Below are 16,254 nucleotides of genomic sequence, written 5' to 3' on the forward strand. Positions count from 1 at the left end.
GTATATCAATCGATTGGTTTTGTGAAGGCGGGCAGAATTGCAGATATCAAATTTGACTTGCGCCCCTAACGTTGACTATGCTATTAAAAAGTGAATAAAATAACACTTCATATAAGGTGGCGCATGGGGGAGAGGGTTCGATGGAGAGGCTGCAGGTGTGGCCGGGAAAGTTTAAGAAGTTTTTTCTGAACAATAAATTTGTGGTAACCTTACTTATTTTATTGTTAACTGGGGTAACTATCCTGGTGTTCTCAAAGATACCGTTTATTTTTACGCCTATATCTGTATTGCTGCACACGGTGGCTGCACCATTGTTACTATCCGGTATCGCTTATTACTTGTTGAATCCGTTAGTAGACCTAATGGGAAAAAGATTCAGGATGAAACGTGTGTATGCAATCATCATTCTTTATCTGTTAATTGCGGGTATTATTACGTTGATTCTGGTGATGGTGATTCCGATTCTCCGAACGCAATTATCTGGTTTGATTGACGATTTTCCAAGGTATAGTGACTTGATCCAGGAACGATTTATGAATCTGACGGGAAGCGAATTCTTTGGTCAAGTTCAAGATAGTATAGGAACTAACCTAAGTGAAATCACCAGTAAAATTACGGCTTGGGGCACTTCTTTTCTGAATAATGCGCTAACAGGTGTAGGGAGCTTCGTCGGAGCCGTTACGGAGATTGTGCTGGCGGTGGTGACGACACCGTTTATTCTATTCTACTTGCTTCGTGATGGAAAAAGATTGCCAGATTACATTTTGAAATTTGTACCTACCGCGCTGCAGCCGCAGACTCGGATGGTAATGTCGGAGATGAACGCCCAGGTATCTTCCTATATTAGAGGGCAAATTATAGTAAGCTGCTGCATTGGTGCGCTGCTCTATATTGGCTACTTGATTATTGGTCTGGAGTATTCACTTGTCCTTGCCATTGCCGCTGCTTGTACAGCAGTTGTTCCCTATTTGGGTCCGGCAATTGCTATTACACCAGCCTTAATTGTGGCCATGGTCACTTCACCATTTATGCTGCTGAAGATGATCATCGTTTGGACGGCTGTACAGCTGATTGAAGGGAAGTTTATCTCTCCGCAGATTATGGGCAAGACACTGAAGATTCATCCGATCACGATCATTTTTGTGATTATTTTTGCCGGCAAAATGTTCGGCGTTCTTGGCATTATCCTTGCAGTTCCTGGTTACGCGGTGCTCAAGGTTGTATTTACACATATTTTTCAATGGTTCCGGTTCCAGTCCGGATTGTATAAGCAGATTGAAGAGAATAAGGAATAATGTGGAAGGGTGAAATGTAATGGTAGGACCGATAGTAGTAACCTCTTACGGTAAGCTTCAAGGACGAGAGGAGGATGGCGTGAACGTTTGGCGTGGAATCCCTTTTGCCGCTCCACCAGTTGGAGAGCTTCGATTTCGTGCGCCGCAGCCACCAGAAGCTTGGAGCGGAATTAGAGATGCTTCTGAATTTGGTCCAGTTAGCCATCAGCCAGCGGATACGAGAGGTACGCGTTTCGGTGGCTTAACACCTCGTCATTCTGAAGATTGTTTATATTTAAATGTATGGTCACCTGCATCCCCAGGCGAGGCACTTCCTGTGATGTTCTGGATCCACGGGGGTACATTTGTGACTGGTGCTGGAAGTCAGCCACAGTTTGATGGCACTAGTTTCGCGAAGAACGGTAATGTAATCTTGGTGACGATTAATTATCGACTGGGACCGTTTGGTTTTATGCATCTGTCTTCGCTTGGTGATGGATTTGCGTCTAATCAAGGCTTGCTGGATCAAATTGCCGCGCTGGAATGGGTAAAGCTTAATATTGCCGCCTTTGGAGGCGACCCTCAGCGAGTTACGGTATTTGGAGAATCAGCTGGCAGCATGAGTATCGCTGCCCTTCTGGCTATGCCTGCTGCAAAGGGATTATTTGCTGGAGCGATCATGCAAAGTGGGGCTGCTCAAACCTTGCCAAATCAGCAAGGAAAAGATATTGCTGTAGCATTACTTACTGAACTAGGCATTTCTCCTAATGGAGATACTAGCCTACTTAATACGTTCTCAGCGGAACAAATTATAGAAGCAGCCACAAGAATGACCATTAAATTAACGGGTGGTTCAATAGGCATGTTATTTCAGCCTGTCATTGATGGGGATACGCTTCCTGTAGATCCTGCACAGGCTGTGGCAGAAGGATCAGCCCAGGGTATTCCTTTGTTGATTGGAACCAATCGAGATGAGGGGAATTTATTTTTCAGGGGAGAAACACCAGGTGCAGACTTTGATGAATCGCTCAAGGCGCTGGAGCAGATGATGGGAACTGGAAGTCTGGCGGAGGTTGCCAGCCACTATTCTTCTACATGGGAGGGACAGGCGGAGATTCTAACGGATCTATATTTCTGGGGAACCTCTATATCCTTAGCTGAGAATCAATTGGCCTATGCGCCTGTGTGGATGTATCGTTTTGATGGGACGGTCCCTGGCCATCCATTGTTAAACAAAGCTGTACATGGTGCGGAAATTGTCTATGCTTTTAACAATTTGTCTCATGTAACTCGCTTGGGTGCGGAAATTACACCGGCGATGCAAAAATTGGCTGAAAGTATGCATACGGCATGGATTGCCTTTGCTCATCGAGGAAACCCAGCTACATCTGAGCTATCATGGCCTGAGTATAATCTGGAAGAACGTCCTACACTGATCTTTGATGAAGAGATGCGAGTAACTCAAGATCCCGATTCAGAGAAACGCAAGAGAATTGTCTCTATTCTGGTTTGAGAAGTCTGAGGAGATGAACGGGGATGAAGGTCCAAGGATTTAATCATGTGACGGTAAATGTGAGTGATTTATCACGTTCATTGAATTTTTATACTGGTATTTTGGGTCTTCAGCTAATACACAAAGGCAATACAGATGCCTATCTGGAATGGGGAAGCGCATGGATTTGCCTCATTGAAAAGCCAGAATACACTGAATTAATGGGCAGTGTAATTGGGATAGACCACATTGCCTTTAGTATAGCGGAAGAACATTTCGAGGAGGCTGTACAGGTACTCCGTACCCACGAAGTACGAATCATTAGAGGACCTGTTAAAAGGGGAGTAGGCTGGACCGTCAACTTTCTCGATCCAGATGGGATTCAGTTAGAGCTACACACTTCTAATCTAAGAGAACGAATGAGTGTTTGGAATAACAAACAAGAATAAAAATAGAAAGGGGAGCTTCTTAGCCAATTGCCTAAGAAGCTCCCCTTTTTTCTATCGACCTAAATATTCCTTAATCCCTAGAACTACTGCTTCGGCTATCCTATTCTGAACATCTACTGTGAAGAGTAATGCTTCGTCCTTGGTATTACTTAAGTAACCACATTCTAATAAAATGGCTGGCATTTTAGTTTCTCTTGTTACATGATAATTTGCTTGACGAACCCCTCGATCCTGAAGACCTGTAGCAACAGTAAGATATTTATGAACGGTTTGCGCGAATAATAAACTATCTTTACGTGTGTAATAGGTCTCTGTACCACTAGGATTGCTCTTACTGCCCACTGGGATACTATTGGCATGAACAGAGATAAACAAATCTGCTTTTACCTTATTGGCGAGGTTGGATCTGTCCTGCAGGGTCGGGTATGTATCATCACTTCGAGTGAGCACAACCTCAATATTTGGCTCTTTCTTTAGTAATTCTGCAATTTTCAGTGCTGTTGGCAAGGTGAAATCCTTCTCTTTGCGGTTACTTCCAGTGCCGGGATCTTTCCCACCATGTCCTGCATCAATAACAATTATCTTCTTGTCTGTGTTTCCAGTAGAAGGTGGAGGCGTTGTGACCGGTACTTCAGGTACAGTGGTTGCAGGAGGCGTTGTGCTTGTCCCATTTAGATCCACTATAATAAGTCCATCGTTAGCATTCGTTACACTGTAGTTATTCGCACTGTTCAGATCAATCACGATCCGGATCGTAGAGGGAGAACTACTGAATAATGAATAACGAATGGTTGAGACGTTAGGATATTCGGTAATCGTCAACTGCCCACTTTGGTTTTTTCCGACAGAAAGGTTCTGATGAAAGCTGTCGCCAAAGCTGGTATTCGGTAAATCTACGACAATTCGGTCTTTATCTGTCATTGTGAATACATTTGGTGTTACACTGCCGTTCATCGCGATGATGAGCTTGTTATCGATGAAGCTAAGATTTGTGACTGCTGCCGTCAAGGTGTTTTCATCAGTTGTTGTGTTACCATTCGATCCATTATCAGAGGGTGCGGTTACAGATGTGTCTGGAACTGTAATTTCTGGTTCGCTTCCGCCAATCTCTGGTACTGGAGAAGTTAAGTATACCGTTTTGGTCACATTATCCCAACCGACAGTAGTTCCTGTCTGTTCACCAACAAATCTTAAAGGAACGAGGGTCGTGTTGCCACTGAGAAAAGGAGGGTTGTCCAGTTTTACCTGTTTCCCCGAAGCCTCTGCCATCGCATTATTCACGATAAGCTTTAATGTCGTTCCCTTTTGCTCAATGGTTGCAGTCTTGGTCACATTATCCCATTTCACGGTATAACCAAGCTGCTCCGTAACGAGGCGAAGTGGAACCATCACGCTTCCATTTACAATTTGAACTTGTGCTTCTTTTGAAATCTTAAGATCATTGCCGTCTAGATTGATGTGTGTCTCTGCAGAGCCGGCATAACCAGTTCCTGGATGAACCAGCACCAACAAAAGCAGCAGTAACGCCAAAAAACCAAACTTCTTCATCTGCAATCCCTACCATCCCCGTTTCTTGGTTTCTAGCAATTCTTACTTTTTCTTCCTATGATGCAGTTTCGGCTTATATAAATCTTAAACGACAATAGTTTCCAAAAGTTGCGCTCTTTTAGAGTGAAAAAGGAAAAATTTCGGTATAAAAAGCGAAAAGAGAGCTTTCCCAAACATTTGGGTTAGCTCTCTTTCCCTAACAATATTTTATTGCAAAGAAGTATAACCCGTTTTTTCTACCAATTCCTGACCTTGAGCAGATTGCATCCAATCTAGAAAGGGCTGAATATTGGGGTTGTCACTTCCAGCAGTCACAGCATAAAATTCTGTAGCCAAAGGGTACTGTCCACTGCGAATACTCTCTTTGTCGGGCTTAACACCATCGATGGCGAGTAGTGCAATTTCCCCACTTTGATTCATTTCTGAGGCGTAAAATAAGAAGCTGTACCCAAGTGCATTTTTATAATTGCGATAACTGGAGGTTTGTTTAATAATTCCGCTCATAATATCCGCCACGTCTTCCTTAGGAGGTGTCATGAGTGTAGTGTCTCCCATAAACTTTTGCAGCATCGTCTGGCTCCCACTATCCTCTGGGCGTTGAAAAGCGCGAATACGGTTATTAGCTCCGCCTACATCTTTCCAATTGGTGATCTTGCCTGCGTAGATATCTTTAAGCTGGGCGGTGGAAAGTCCAGTTACTTCGTTTCGTTTATTCACAAAAAATACGAAAGCCTCGCGGCCGATGGGTGTGAGCTTCAGCTCGACGCCTTTTCGCTTCGCATGTTTCTGTTGGGCAAGAGAAGGAGCAGCGACAAAGATAATATCAGTTTCACCTTCGATTAGTCTTTTGTAAGCTTCCGGTGTGCTACTGCAAATCACTTGACTTGTTTGAAAATCATATGGATTATAACTTGCCGCAGGATAAGCAGATTGCACGAAAGCTGAATACAGTGGGTATAGTGCGGTAGCGCCATCCAATTTTGGTAAGTTGTTATCGATATGATATGAAGAAGGTTTATCCAAATTCACTGCTTTGGTATTCTCAGCAAAAGGTTCGTATTGTACCAAATTAACTTCCCGATCATCGACCGTGGCAATGCTGTTGATATATGCTTGTTTGATCTCATATCCTGCGGTTACGAGCACACTAAGTCCGAGGATGGATAGCAATATAATATTGCTTGTTTTTCGGGACAACACATTAAATATAAGGAGTACAACATAAATAGCTATCACAACAGATAAAATCGCCACAAGTGGAGTATAAAACATTAGTCCCCCGAAAAGCGCGGTAATTATGGAACCTATGAATCCTAAAAAAGCTATGACTCCGACAGCGAAAAAGGAGAACAATAACTTCGTCCAGAATGACTCCTTCATCCAAAATGATTCTTTCATAACAACCTCCTTAGAAAAATTCCTAAACTATGGAAAAATAAACATAATTTCATTATACAGATTTTTTTGGATGAGACAGTAGAACAATAACGAATAAAATATGTAAGAAAAGCTGTGATACATGAAAATTTTATGTATATTTTCATAAAGTACTGGACGAATGGCAAGAAGAGGTTTATTCTGAGATTGTGAAAAAAACAACGGAATACAAGATTCTCGGGGTAGGGTGAAATTCCCAACCGGCGGTAATGTTCAAAGCGAACTGAGCCCGCGACTCACTTGTTCTGCTTGCAGAGAAGTGACTGATCTGGTGTGAATCCAGAGCCGACGGTAAAGTCCGGATGGGAGAGGATCATAAGATAAAGGCGCTAGGAGTCTATCCTGTACGTCTTTATTGATAATGCCCCCGAGTCGACCTTTTATGGTGATTCGGGGGTTTTTGGTCTCTTATCGAGGGTTTGTATCGACAAGGAGAATGGAATTATGAGTAATGTAACAGCTTCATCATCAGCTAATAAGGTAAGCAGCACGTCGCCGTTACGCAGTGGGTTTTGGCTCGTTGTGTTCGGTGCAGCACTATGGGGCGTTGATCCGCTCTTTCGTATTATCCTCTTAAAATCTTTGACCTCATCGCAAATTGTTCTTTTGGAGCATGTGGTGCTTTTCTTGGCTGCTTCCCCTGTTCTTTGGCGTCACCGGGCGGAGCTAAAAGGTATTGGATTTCGCCAGATTGGAGCTTTGCTAATTGTTTCCTGGGGAGGTTCTGCTGGGGCGACAATTCTATTTACGATGGCACTCTCCAGTGGGGATTTAAATGCTGTGCTGTTGCTGCAAAAGCTTCAGCCAATATTCGCTATCGGTCTTGCAGCCTTAATTCTTAAAGAACGTCTGCCTAAAAATTTCGGAATCCTCATTATTGTGGCACTGGTAGGAACCTATCTGCTGACCTTTGGCTGGAGTATTCCATTCGGACATGTGAACAACTTTATCGGTGTTAGCAGTCTGATGGCCTTAGGAGCGGCCGCATTGTGGGGTGGCTCAACAGTAATGGGACGTTATCTGCTTGGGTCTATGAAATATGAGACCGTGACTTCCCTAAGATTTATATTGGCGCTGCCGTTGCTTTTCGTTATCACCACATTAGAAGGTGCTCCTTGGCAGATTAATGGTGGATTTGGTGCATCTGCTGCCATAGCCATTAATTTGTTGCTGCAGGCTCTGCTGCCAGGACTACTCAGTATGCTGATGTATTACAAAGGACTCAGCACTACCAAAGCTTCCTTTGCTACATTGGCTGAACTAAGCTTTCCTATGACGGGAGTAATCATTAACTGGATCGTATTCCAGCAGCTCGTCACGCTACCGCAAATTATCGGGTTCGCGTTGATCTGGACCGCTTTATTCTTCATATCGAGTCAACAATCTAAAGCACAAACGCTCTGAACAGACTCTGATTGTATAGATTGAACTAAATAAAGTATAAAGGGATGACTGGAATGCCTAGAGGCTTTCGGATCATCCCTTTTTGTATGTCTCTACAATACATTAGACTGCAAAAACTGCAGAAATGTTTCGTACGTAGCATATAGCGTAATAATTTAAGCCTTTACAATAGAGAGGACGATAACAGTGCTTGAACAAGCTATCACCTGTCTACCTCATTTTGCAGGGAGAAATTATCTATGCGTTAATGAAGATTATTTGTACAATAGAGGCTATGACATTTGAGTCGGAGTGTGAAGGAAAGTGTATAGATATAATTTATTTACCAAAATCGTAAGTATCATGGTCATCATGCTGATTCCTATTACGATCCTCTATTTTTATTCCAATAAGACGACCACGGATGTGCTACGTACGGAGTTAAATACTTCGAACAGCAATCAGCTCAGTTTTTTTCAGAATCAAGTTGAGAGCAATATGGAGCTGTTGTCCTCCTGGCCGATCCTGCTCATTCATGATCCTGATATTTTGAGCTTGAAGGATACTTATTTGAAGGGAACACATTTGAACTTGGATGCGATAAACCTGATTAAGCGGATCCAGACCAAAATCAGTATTCAGGAAAGCTCCTCCAACTGGAAGAGTAAGTTGTACCTATATTCACCGTCCATCCACCGAATGGTGTCAGAGAATGATGCTATACCGTATTCGGATGAGGATTTGAAGCGGGAAGTTAAGTCAGGCTGGCATGTAGAAAAGATCGTTGAGCAAGATGGCGACCATTTTGTGTTCTCTTGGTTTTCTTTTACCCCCTTCATGTCAGAGTTCACTCCTGAAAAGGTCAATACGATTATGAAAGTGGAGTTTGACAGCCGAAACATTGAAGATATGCTGGATAAATTCAAAAGTGATGGCAGGAGAGATCCTTTTTATTATAAACAGGGTACTGGACTTATCTTTAACCGTAGTGCTGACAAGCTGCTAGCTAATGAATTGGTAAAAAGGCTGGAGCAAGAGCAGCTGAAGCAAAGTGAAAATCGTACAGTGAACATTAATGGTGAGTCCTACAGTGTAAACATAGTCTATTCGGATAAAATGGGCTGGTATTTGATCGACTATATGCCGCTGTCAGAAATACTACATCCGATCCAAACCTCCAATCGCTTATTTTATTTTGCTATTGGTGCATTGTTATTAATGAGCTGTCTTGTAGCCTATCTACTATATGTTCAGGTGCAGGTGCCCGTTAGATTATTGGTTGGAGGCTTCCAGAGATTGAAGCAAGGAGACTACTCTGCTCGGGTGGAGATCAAAGGTAAGAATGAGTTCAGCTTCCTGTCCGGAAGGTTTAATAGCATGGTGGAACAGATTCAGAAGCTGATTGAGAATGTGTTAATGGAAAAGATCCATGTCCGAGAAGCTAGATTAAAGCAGCTTCAATCCCAGATCAATCCGCATTTCTTTTATAATTGTTTCTCATTTATTACGAGTATGGCGAAGCTCGATAATATGGGTGCTGTCGTCGGTATGTCGCATAATTTATCCCGGTATTACAGATATACGACCCGCCAAGAACGCGATCTTGTCGCTTTATCTGAAGAAACGGAATTTGTGACTCACTATCTGGAGATCCAAAAAATGAGGATGAGCAGACTTCAATATGATGTTCATATCCCGCCGCAAATGCGGAAAAGAGATCTTCCTCCGTTGGTTCTTCAGCCTTTGGTCGAGAATGCGGTTATCCATGGGATTGAACCTGTCTCTAAAGAGGGGCTGGTGCGAATTACGGGCACATGCAACGGAAGAGTTATGACATTAACGGTTGAGGATGACGGAAAAGGCATGACCCCGGAGGAAATTATCGTATTGGAAAATAAGCTAGGCAAAGCGATGGATGAAGAAATGGGCTGCGGGCTTTGGAATGTGCATCAGAGAATGCGGCTGCGTTTTGGTGAGGATGCAGGATTGACGATTGCACCATCATCACTCGGAGGATTGCAGGTTAAACTTCAGTGGTTGTTACCGCTAACTGACAATAATATGGATGACATCTAGGAGGGTATATGATGATAGAGATATTGTTAGTCGATGATGAGCCTTATGTAACAGAAAGTCTGGCCCGCACGATTCCGTGGGACGAGATTGGCGTAAAGCAAGTGCATCAGGCGGCATCGGGTGCCGAGGCTCTGGAAATATTGGAACAGCAGGACATAGATATCATGGTTACTGATATTTCAATGCCTGGAATGTCCGGTTTGCAATTAATTGAAACGGTGAGCGAGAGATGGCCGGATATCCGGTCGATTCTGCTGACAGGTTTTTCTGATTTTCAGTACGCTAAGAAGGCGATTCAGCTACAGGCTTTTGATTATATTTTGAAGCCAGTAAGTGATGAGGAATTTATCAATAGTATCTCCGGAGCGATTGAGTCTCTAAAAGATGAATGGGAGGCACATGATAAATATCATTTGCTACTCTATAATCGCAAAGCCGATTACAGTGTCTTACGGGCTAACTTGATGCATGAATTACTGCTTGGTAGAGTGCTGTCTGAGCGGACACTTGCATTAAAGCTTAAAGAATATGAAATCTCTTTCGAATCAGATGTTGAAGCGGCGATGTTATTGATTCAGCTGGGTAAGCATTATGCGGCAATGGATCATCATTCCGTCTCCTTAATGGAATATGCCATCGGCAATATTGCCGAGGAGCTCTTTAAGGAGCAGTTCCATGTCTGGTTTTGCAAAGCACCCCATGATTGTTTAATTTTGCTTGTGGAACTGAAGCCAGTCATCCAGCGAGAGTTAGAGAAGTCGAATAATTACGATGCTGCGAGACAACAAATCCTTAAGTCAGCGATCACTAACTTCAGAATTAGTGTGAGTAACTACCTGAAGGGTGAGATATCGCTTATCGTAACGGAGTGGTTTGCTTTTCCCGAAGGGATGACGGCTGCCTATCGAAGTGGCTTAAGTTCAATGTATTTGACAACACATAATGAAACAGGATCGGTACTTTATCTGGGGGATCGTCATCTTCAGGAGATGATGAGCATCAAATCACTCGAAAGCCTTTATCGTCCGCCAACGCTCATTCATTTGCTGGAATCTAAACAATGGGATACAGCCCGCCAGAAGATAGCTGATGTGTTCCGAGATATGGAGAATGCACGCTTTTCAAGTGAGCATCTGTATGAAGTCTTTCTGTCCATTACTAATGCGTTCATGTACATTGCCCACAAAGGGGGGCAGTTCATCTCGCAAATCGATCAATATGCGTTCGATCCGATGCTGACACAGAGCATTATTGTTTCTTTTGACAAGCTGAAGGACTGGGCTTTTGATATGTTAAACAAGCTGCAGAAGGAACTCTCAGAAAGTGATCAGAACACGAAAAGTTACATTATAAAGCAGGTACATGAGCTTGTAGGAAACCATTCTGGGCATGATCTGTCGGTCAAGACGATAGCGGATCATGTGTATCTGCACCCCGTATACTTATCTAAAATATATAAGGCAGAGACAGGAGAAGGGCTCGGAGACTATATTATCCGCATGCGGATGGAACGTGCACTTTATTTACTTAAGAATACGAATAAAAAAATCTATGAAATCACTACCGAACTCGGATATCAGAATCCGCAATATTTCAGCAAAATGTTCAAAAAGCATTACAATATGACACCAAATGAATTTCGTGACGGATAGAGAGGTTGAGAAAGGTGCAGAAACCTTGTTTAAATGACGTATTCGACATCATTTCTGTTCCCTATAATTAAGTCATAACCAACACTTAAGGAATCTAAGGGGGAACAAAATGAGCGCGATGAAGAGAAAAAAATGGCTGCCGCTCCTGTGTATGAGTATGCTTTTAGTAGGGAGTCTCGCAGGTTGTTCAGGCAATAATGCTGCTGATGGAAAGAATACAGCCGGTGATACGACTACCAATACAACATCTAATTCTGAAAACGCCTACAAGGATAAATATGATCCTGAGGTAACCATTACTACGGTATGGGGTGTTGACCCTGAGCTTAAATTCAAGAACGGGGAAAGCATTGAGAATAACGTAGCTACGAAGTGGACAAAAGAAAAGTTCGGCATCAATATTAAATCACTTTGGTCCATTACAGATACGAATGGTGCTTTTGGAACCAAACTGCGCCTGTCGATGTCATCTGGTCAGGAAATGCCCGATGTTGTAACGATCGGTACGGGTGATAGCACGATTGCTCAGGATTTGATCGATTCCGGTATGTATGCTGAAGTGGGAACACTGTTTGATAAATACGCTTCAGCTACTTGGAAAGAAGCCATGGCACAGGATCCGAACGTATGGAACCAATACAGCCGTGATGGCAAAAGAATGGGTCTGCCTGTTCTCGATTACGCGTACAACCATGATTACATTCTTTGGATCCGCCAAGATTGGCTGGACAAGCTAAATATGCAAGCACCTAAAACGATAGATGAGCTAGAAAAAGTTATGGATGCATTCAAGAATCAGAACCCTGATGGCTTGGCACCAGACAAGGTAACTCCGCTTAGTATCGGCTTTAAGACATCGATGAACACTTGGATGGGCGATCCTTCCTGGATCTTCGGTGCTTATGGAACGCTTCCGCAGCAATGGAATCTTGATGCTGATGGTAAATTGGAATACGGCTCTGTAAATGCAGGTATGAAGCAAGGGCTGGAAAAAATGAAGGAATGGCTCGCAAAAGGTTACATTCCTCAAGAAGCAGCGCTTTGGGATGAGAACAAAACAGCTGAGCCGGCAGTGGCGGGTACAGCAGGTATTCTCCCAGGACCTTACTGGATGAGCGGTTGGCCGCTTCAAGATACTGTGAAGAATGCTCCGGATGCTGTATGGGCTCCAATTGAAATTCCAGCGGGACCAGATGGTAAAGTTATGCGTCATGGAACACAGTTCACCAACGGTGTAACTCTGATTAGCACTAAGATGAAAAATCCAGAAGCATTCTTCACCTATCAAAACTATCTGTTCGATAACTTCGCTGATCCTAAGCCTGGTAGCGAGCTGGATAATGGCCTCTTCGCAGGATATGACTATGAACTAGATGCAAACGGTAAGATGATTGAAAATGATAAAATTGCTGGTGGTTATGTGAACAGCGTTCGTTATATGCTGGTTCGTGACGGTGCCCGGATTCCGGATGCCCAAATGAAAGCCCTTCTTAATCTTGCGGATGGTGCTGAACCAACCACTCGTTTGGAGAAGGATGTAGCTGTGAACTATGGTAAGGATACCCCTGCAGCTGCAAAGGTTCTGCTGGCACAAGAGGATAAATCCTTCAAAAATATGTTCACTGGTCCTACTACTGAAACTATGAAATCGAAGATGGATTATCTGAACAAAATCGAGAACCAAACGTTTAATGAGATCATCTATGGCAACAAGCCACTAGAAGCTTTCGATACCTTCGTAGCGACCTGGAAATCAGGCGGCGGCGACCAAATCACTAAAGAAGTAAATGAATGGTATGACAGCGTAAAATAATGCTCTGTGAAGGGTATAAGTAGCACAATTAGGGACTGTTTCCTCAGCTGTATATTTAGCTGTGGGAACGGTCTGTTTTTGCGTTAGCGGTTATCCGAATTTGTATAAATTTGCTTCTGTTTCTATACGGTAAAGAGATTGGTTTTGTACCATATATATTGGTTTTGCTCGCTATTTGGGGAATCCTGTCGTTGCTATAATTTGAGTATGGTTACAGAAGAACTTGACACGATATGGGGGACCAAGGATGAGAACACTTAAAAAAACATGGCCATTTCACTTAATGTTGCTGCCGGCGATGATATTCCTGATCATCTTCAGTTTTATACCGATGGGCGGAATTGTGATGGCGTTTCAAGATTATAAGCCATGGCTAAAAATTTCGGGATCAGCGTGGGTTGGATTAGATAATTTCCGCTATCTATTTGAACGTAATGACAGCATGCAGGTCATTTGGAACACATTGATTATTGCCGTTCTGAAGATGATCTTCAATCTGGCTGTGCCATTTGTTTTCGCCATTCTTTTGAATGAGATTCGCAAGGTTTATATACAGCGTACAATTCAGACATTGGTTTATTTACCTCACTTCTTGTCTTGGGTCATCCTTGGCGGGATCTTGCTAGATTTGCTTGCAACAGATGGCTTCGTCAATCAGATCCTCGGGAGTATGGGGATTAAACCCATCTTTTTCTTAGGAGATAATAACTGGTTCAGGTTCACGGTCATTCTCACAGATGTATGGAAGGAATTTGGTTATAACACGATCGTCTTCCTGGCTGCTCTAGCAGGAATTAACCCTTCATTATATGAAGCTGCTGAAATAGATGGTGCAACCCGCTGGAAACAGACACGTTTTATCACAATGCCTTCTCTACTGCCAATGGTTGTTGTGGTAGGTACTCTGGCTCTCGGAAATGTATTGAATGCAGGGTTTGACCAGATCTTTAACCTCTACAATCCGCTGGTCTATCAGAAAGGCGATATTATCGACACCTTCGTATACCGGACAGCTATTCTGAATGGTGAGATGGGCTTTGGTACAGCAATCGGACTGTTCAAGTCAGCCATTAGTATGGTCCTAATCCTTGTATCATACAGTCTGGCTAAAAAATGGGCAGGATATCGCATTTTCTAAACTACCAATGGAAGAGGGAGACCTATGTATTACAAAACTAGAGGTTATCGTATTTTCAACATATTCAATACTTGTTTTCTGATCATACTCGCACTCATGTGTATTGTTCCTCTGATTCACGTATTAGCTGTATCTTTCAGTGCCAAGTCTGCGGCTGATGCCAATCTGGTGGGCTTGTGGCCAAAGCAGTTCTCTCTGGAAGCTTATAAAAAGACAATGAATAATCCGATATTCCTACACTCTATATGGGTATCCGTACAAAGAACTGTACTCGGAACCGGACTTACGCTTCTGATTACTTTTCTGGCAGCTTATCCGCTATCTAAGGAAAACTCAGCCTTCAAAGGCCGGAATGTTTATTCCTGGTTGTTCGTGTTCAGCATGGTGTTTAATGGTGGTCTGATTCCATTCTATATTGTTATTCAAAAGATTGGCTTAATGGATTCCTTCTGGGTACTCGTTCTGCCAGGTGCGGTGAATACATTCTTGGTAATTCTGATGCTGAACTTCTTCCGCGGTATTCCTAAAGATTTGGAGGAAGCTTCGCTAATTGACGGCGCAGGACATTTCCGTACCTTGTTCAGCATTTACTTACCGATTTCATTACCATCGATTGCGACGATTGCACTGTTTAGTATGGTGTTCCACTGGAACTCCTGGTTCGATGGACTATTGTATTTGAACAATTCTAAGCAGTTTCCGCTGGCGACCTTTCTGCAGACCGTTATCATTCAACGGGATATGAGCTCCATGAGCATTAATCCGAAGGAGATGGAATTAATCTCGCAGACAACGGTTAGAGCCGCGCAAATCTTTATCGGGGCTGCTCCTATTCTAATCGTATATCCATTCTTGCAGAAGTATTTTGTTAAAGGAATGACACTTGGTTCTGTAAAGGAGTAGGGATGATGATAACGACATTTATCAATGGAATGGACATCTCGTTTTTGGATGAAATAGAGCAGGGTGGAGGCAAATTCCATAGTCGCTCTGTTCGGACTGCTGAGGAAGGTGAGGATTTACTCCACATCCTTAAGGACAATGGAGTAAATGCCATACGGTTGCGGATTTGGAATGACCCTCCAGGTGTCTTTTGCAATTTGGAACGGACGCTGGTTATGGCAAAGCGGATCAAAGAAGCAGGGCTGGATTTTCTACTGGATTTTCATTATTCAGATAAATGGGCGGATCCAGCTAACCAATGGAAGCCAAAAGCTTGGGAGGCACTTGACTTCAGTGGTTTGACATCCGCCGTGTATGAGTATACACGCGAGACCCTTGAAGCTTTACAGTCCCAAGGCACACTGCCCGATATGGTGCAGATCGGTAATGAAATTACGCCAGGCATGTTATGGGGAGAAGGCAAGGTTGATGGAGATTGTGATACTCCGGAGCAGTGGGAGCAGTTCACTACGCTAGTTAAAGCAGGTATAGCGGGTGCGAAATCCGTCGATTCTGACTTGTCCATCATGATCCATATTGACCGGGGTGCTGATCATCCGGCGAGCCGTAACTTTTTTGATCGTTTCTTAGAACATGGTGTAAATTATGATGTTATCGGATTATCATTCTACTCTTGGTGGCATGGTACTTTGGACGACTTACAGCTTAACCTGAACGAATTAGCGCTGCGTTATAACAAGGATATCATTGTGGTGGAAACAGCCTATCCATGGACACTGAATGCACCTGAAGGATTTCCAGTAATTGTGAATGAGGAAGCCCAGCTCCATGATGGTTATCCAGCCACAGAAGAGGGTCAAGCTAAGTATATGAAGGATTTCATAAACGTAATTGAGAATACACCTAACGGAAAAGGAATCGGCTTTTATTACTGGGAGCCTGCTTGGATTCCTTCGCAAAAGGAATGGTCTGTTGGGCATGAGAATGGGTGGTCCAATTTAGCTCTGTTTGATTTTGAAGGCAAGAAACTGGATTCGCTCCATTTCTAAAGATTATTAGAAAAGAAGACAGCCAATGGTTAAGCACCGT

The 16,254-nt window shown here is 43.2% G+C and carries 12 protein-coding genes and 1 riboswitch; of the genes, 10 read left to right on the top strand and 2 right to left on the bottom strand.

Annotation, left to right across the window (positions count from 1 at the left end):
• Positions 1 to 140: 140 nt before the first annotated feature.
• Genes NSQ29_RS05235 through NSQ29_RS05245 form a run of 3 tightly spaced genes read left to right on the top strand, consistent with a single transcriptional unit; the run spans position 141 to position 3,215 of the window.
• On the top strand, positions 141 to 1,295 hold the full coding sequence (locus NSQ29_RS05235) for an AI-2E family transporter (protein WP_042190319.1): 1,155 nt from the start codon (positions 141 to 143) through the stop codon (positions 1,293 to 1,295).
• Positions 1,296 to 1,314: 19 nt separating this feature from the next.
• Positions 1,315 to 2,787 carry a carboxylesterase/lipase family protein gene (locus NSQ29_RS05240; RefSeq protein ID WP_341124508.1) on the top strand — a complete coding sequence of 491 codons (1,473 nt, stop codon included), beginning with the start codon at positions 1,315 to 1,317 and terminating at the stop codon, positions 2,785 to 2,787.
• A gap of 23 nt (positions 2,788 to 2,810) precedes the next feature.
• Positions 2,811 to 3,215 carry a VOC family protein gene (locus NSQ29_RS05245; protein ID WP_339242789.1) on the top strand — a complete coding sequence of 135 codons (405 nt, stop codon included), beginning with the start codon at positions 2,811 to 2,813 and terminating at the stop codon, positions 3,213 to 3,215.
• Positions 3,216 to 3,266: 51 nt separating this feature from the next.
• Here the strand turns inward: NSQ29_RS05245 and NSQ29_RS05250 are convergent, their stop codons facing one another.
• Positions 3,267 to 4,763 carry an N-acetylmuramoyl-L-alanine amidase family protein gene (locus NSQ29_RS05250; RefSeq protein WP_341124509.1) on the bottom strand — a complete coding sequence of 499 codons (1,497 nt, stop codon included), beginning with the start codon at positions 4,761 to 4,763 and terminating at the stop codon, positions 3,267 to 3,269.
• A gap of 207 nt (positions 4,764 to 4,970) precedes the next feature.
• Complete coding sequence (locus tag NSQ29_RS05255) at positions 4,971 to 6,161, bottom strand: PstS family phosphate ABC transporter substrate-binding protein (RefSeq protein WP_339266235.1); 1,191 nt, start codon at positions 6,159 to 6,161, stop codon at positions 4,971 to 4,973.
• A gap of 208 nt (positions 6,162 to 6,369) precedes the next feature.
• A riboswitch (FMN riboswitch) is annotated at positions 6,370 to 6,518 on the top strand.
• Positions 6,519 to 6,644: 126 nt separating this feature from the next.
• Here NSQ29_RS05255 and NSQ29_RS05260 point away from each other — a divergent pair.
• From NSQ29_RS05260 to NSQ29_RS05290, 7 genes are all read left to right on the top strand, one after another.
• A complete protein-coding gene (locus NSQ29_RS05260) occupies positions 6,645 to 7,604 on the top strand; it encodes a DMT family transporter (RefSeq protein WP_076299551.1) in 960 nt (319 codons plus the stop codon).
• Positions 7,605 to 7,907: 303 nt separating this feature from the next.
• A complete protein-coding gene (locus NSQ29_RS05265) occupies positions 7,908 to 9,659 on the top strand; it encodes a sensor histidine kinase (RefSeq protein WP_339266233.1) in 1,752 nt (583 codons plus the stop codon).
• A gap of 11 nt (positions 9,660 to 9,670) precedes the next feature.
• Positions 9,671 to 11,311, top strand: coding sequence for a response regulator transcription factor (locus NSQ29_RS05270; RefSeq protein ID WP_341126735.1), 1,641 nt, complete (start codon positions 9,671 to 9,673; stop codon positions 11,309 to 11,311).
• A 109-nt stretch (positions 11,312 to 11,420) separates the two neighbouring features.
• Positions 11,421 to 13,124 (top strand): sugar ABC transporter, encoded by a 1,704-nt coding sequence (locus NSQ29_RS05275; RefSeq protein WP_339266231.1) that lies wholly within the window; start codon positions 11,421 to 11,423, stop codon positions 13,122 to 13,124.
• 247 nt (positions 13,125 to 13,371) lie between these two features.
• On the top strand, positions 13,372 to 14,262 hold the full coding sequence (locus tag NSQ29_RS05280) for an ABC transporter permease (RefSeq protein WP_042129685.1): 891 nt from the start codon (positions 13,372 to 13,374) through the stop codon (positions 14,260 to 14,262).
• Positions 14,263 to 14,286: 24 nt separating this feature from the next.
• A complete protein-coding gene (locus NSQ29_RS05285; RefSeq protein ID WP_042190304.1) occupies positions 14,287 to 15,165 on the top strand; it encodes a carbohydrate ABC transporter permease in 879 nt (292 codons plus the stop codon).
• A gap of 2 nt (positions 15,166 to 15,167) precedes the next feature.
• Complete coding sequence (locus NSQ29_RS05290; protein WP_341124510.1) at positions 15,168 to 16,214, top strand: glycoside hydrolase family 53 protein; 1,047 nt, start codon at positions 15,168 to 15,170, stop codon at positions 16,212 to 16,214.
• Positions 16,215 to 16,254 lie beyond the last annotated feature (40 nt).

The sequence above is a fragment of the Paenibacillus sp. FSL F4-0236 genome (genome assembly GCF_038000135.1).
Lineage (GTDB): Bacteria > Bacillota > Bacilli > Paenibacillales > Paenibacillaceae > Paenibacillus_AQ.

Coding starts and splice junctions, on each gene's coding strand:
- NSQ29_RS05250 (WP_341124509.1), bottom strand. CDS start 4,763: ATGAAGAAGTTTGGTTTTTTGGCGTTACTGCTGCTTTTGTTGGTGCTG.
- NSQ29_RS05255 (WP_339266235.1), bottom strand. CDS start 6,161: ATGAAAGAATCATTTTGGATGAAGGAGTCATTCTGGACGAAGTTATTG.
- NSQ29_RS05285 (WP_042190304.1), top strand. CDS start 14,287: ATGTATTACAAAACTAGAGGTTATCGTATTTTCAACATATTCAATACT.
- NSQ29_RS05275 (WP_339266231.1), top strand. CDS start 11,421: ATGAGCGCGATGAAGAGAAAAAAATGGCTGCCGCTCCTGTGTATGAGT.
- NSQ29_RS05290 (WP_341124510.1), top strand. CDS start 15,168: ATGATGATAACGACATTTATCAATGGAATGGACATCTCGTTTTTGGAT.
- NSQ29_RS05245 (WP_339242789.1), top strand. CDS start 2,811: ATGAAGGTCCAAGGATTTAATCATGTGACGGTAAATGTGAGTGATTTA.
- NSQ29_RS05270 (WP_341126735.1), top strand. CDS start 9,671: ATGATAGAGATATTGTTAGTCGATGATGAGCCTTATGTAACAGAAAGT.
- NSQ29_RS05260 (WP_076299551.1), top strand. CDS start 6,645: ATGAGTAATGTAACAGCTTCATCATCAGCTAATAAGGTAAGCAGCACG.
- NSQ29_RS05280 (WP_042129685.1), top strand. CDS start 13,372: ATGAGAACACTTAAAAAAACATGGCCATTTCACTTAATGTTGCTGCCG.
- NSQ29_RS05235 (WP_042190319.1), top strand. CDS start 141: ATGGAGAGGCTGCAGGTGTGGCCGGGAAAGTTTAAGAAGTTTTTTCTG.
- NSQ29_RS05240 (WP_341124508.1), top strand. CDS start 1,315: ATGGTAGGACCGATAGTAGTAACCTCTTACGGTAAGCTTCAAGGACGA.